The sequence below is a fragment of the Holdemania filiformis DSM 12042 genome, from assembly GCF_000157995.1.
In the GTDB taxonomy this organism is placed as follows: Bacteria; Bacillota_I; Bacilli_A; order Erysipelotrichales; family Erysipelotrichaceae; genus Holdemania; species Holdemania filiformis.
Window position 1 is genome coordinate 238,909 of sequence record NZ_GG657552.1, and the last position, 1,481, is coordinate 240,389.

At 50.5% G+C, this 1,481-nt stretch carries 2 protein-coding genes and 1 riboswitch; both genes read left to right on the plus strand.

All coding sequences use genetic code 11. The features are described 5' to 3' along the window. Positions 1-147 precede the first annotated feature (147 nt). Positions 148-248, plus strand: a riboswitch (purine riboswitch). Positions 249-311: 63 nt separating this feature from the next. Beyond that, a complete protein-coding gene (locus tag HOLDEFILI_RS01975) occupies positions 312-1,142 on the plus strand; it encodes an ABC transporter permease (RefSeq protein ID WP_006057674.1) in 831 nt (276 codons plus the stop codon). After that, positions 1,142-1,481, plus strand: a 340-nt coding sequence (locus HOLDEFILI_RS19515; RefSeq protein ID WP_006057675.1) for an ABC transporter permease, incomplete at its 3' end; no start/stop codon positions are given. The genes HOLDEFILI_RS01975 and HOLDEFILI_RS19515, both read left to right, overlap by 1 nt.

Genomic DNA, 1,481 nt, shown 5'->3' on the forward strand with positions numbered 1-1,481 from the left:
AAAATTGAGAATGGAGAAGCCTGGAAAATTCCACACTATTAAAGAGGGAAAAAACGGTAATCCCGCTCAATGAAGGCGTTTTCTTAAGGAAAGAACGAAAAAAAACAAATGAAAGCTAATTTTCAACTTTGCAAAAAACATTTCTATGCTATAATCATTGAGTCTTATCGTATATCTTCACAGGGAACAGCGTGAAGAGTTTCTACCCAATGGCTATATATTGGACTACGATAGAATTCAAGGGACAACTCTGTCTGTGACTTCTATCGGTTTGGTAGAAGTTTTTTATTTGAAATCAGGAAGGGGAACTCATGAAAAAACAGTCAACAATCCTGCTGATCGCGCCGATCACGATCCTGCTTGTGGTCGTGCTGATCCTTCCGCTGCTGGCGGTTCTATTACCGACCGTATTTGAAGGCGGAGCGGTGACGTTAAGCCGCTACATCGCCTTTTTCCAGGATCCTTATTACATCAAAATCTTTGTCCGGACGCTGCGGATTGCGTTAGTCTGCACGCTGGTCTGCATGATTCTGGGGATTCCGACGGCGTATTTTATTTCCCGGGTCTCAAAGAAATGGCGCGGTATTCTGATGTCCGTCGCCCTGTTTCCGATGCTGACCAACTCGGTCATCCGGGCCTTTGCCTGGATCAACATTCTCGGCAAGAACGGCATCGTGAATCAGATTCTTTCCGCGCTGCATCTGGTCGATCAGCCGCTGTCGATGCTGTATACGGAATTCTCCGTTCTCGTCGGTACGATCTATCTGTTTCTGCCGTTGATGATCATCACTTTGGTCGGCGTCATGGAAAACATTGACAACGATATGATGGAAGCGGCGGAAAGTCTGGGCGCCAGCCGGCTGCTTTCATTCTTTAAGGTCATTCTGCCGATGTCGATTCCGGGCATCATCACCGGGGCAGTGCTGGTGTTTACCGGCGCGATGACGGCGTACACGACGCCGCAGTTATTAGGCGGTCCGAAAAACATGCTGCTGTCGACGCTGATCTATCAGCGGGCGATGACGCTCAACGACTGGACCGGCGCGAGCGTGGTAGCGTTAGTGATGATCGTGACGACGCTGATCGTCATGAAGGGACTCAATGCCATTGCCGGCCGGCTGGATAAGCGGGGTGAAAACTGATGCGTAAAAATAAATTTCTGACCGTCTATGCCTGTCTGGTGTTCGGCTTTCTGTTTCTGCCGCTGGCGATCATTGCGGTGACGGCGTTCAACACGGCGCCGACGATCAGTTTCCCGATCTCCGGCTTTACCTTCAAATGGTTTGCCAACGTCTTCGCGACGAAATCCTTCCTCAGCGGCTTCCAGCTCAGCTTCATGCTGGCGATCGTGGCGACGCTGATCGCGCTGCTGGTCGGAGTCCCGGCCGCTTATGCGCTAAGCCGCAACAGCGTCAAAGGCAAAAAACTGCTGAAAAGCTTCTTCTTATCCCCGACGATCATTCCGGGCATCGTCGTCGGTT

Coding starts and splice junctions, on each gene's coding strand:
- HOLDEFILI_RS01975 (WP_006057674.1), top strand. CDS start 312: ATGAAAAAACAGTCAACAATCCTGCTGATCGCGCCGATCACGATCCTG.